The sequence below is a fragment of the Acetomicrobium sp. S15 = DSM 107314 genome (genome assembly GCF_016125955.1).
Classification (GTDB): Bacteria; Synergistota; Synergistia; order Synergistales; family Thermosynergistaceae; genus Thermosynergistes; species Thermosynergistes pyruvativorans.
The window spans coordinates 1-331 of the sequence record NZ_JADEVE010000113.1; the positions used below are offsets into that span (position 1 = coordinate 1).

General features: G+C 58.6%; 2 protein-coding genes. Both read left to right on the plus strand.

Annotated features, from left to right (window positions below):
* Window positions 1-21 precede the first annotated feature (21 nt).
* A complete protein-coding gene (locus tag EZM41_RS02905) occupies window positions 22-156 on the plus strand; it encodes a hypothetical protein (RefSeq protein WP_342449217.1) in 135 nt (44 codons plus the stop codon).
* Entirely contained in the window at window positions 131-304 is a 174-nt protein-coding gene (locus EZM41_RS02910; protein ID WP_198469332.1) for a hypothetical protein, read from the plus strand. The genes EZM41_RS02905 and EZM41_RS02910 overlap by 26 nt, the downstream gene beginning before the upstream one ends.
* Window positions 305-331 lie beyond the last annotated feature (27 nt).

Genomic DNA, 331 nt, shown 5'->3' on the forward strand with positions numbered 1-331 from the left:
GATGGAGCTGTCGTCGTGGATGTGGGAATAACGCGGACGCAGTCGGGACTTATCGGTGACGTGGATTTCGATGCCGTCAAGGAAATGGCTTCCTACATAACGCCCGTCCCTGGCGGCAGGGCTCGAGGCGATGGGGTTAAAACTCTTGGTGGATGAACCGTACAGGCTACCTTCGCTCATAACCGTGAGAGTCCCCGAGGGACTAGACGAGGCTGCATTGAGATACCAGGACACGCCGCTCGCCAAGGCGAGCGCAATCACAACAGGAACGAAGACGTTGGTCACCCGATCTGCCAGCGCCTGAATCGGAATTTTAGCGCCCTGCGCCGCC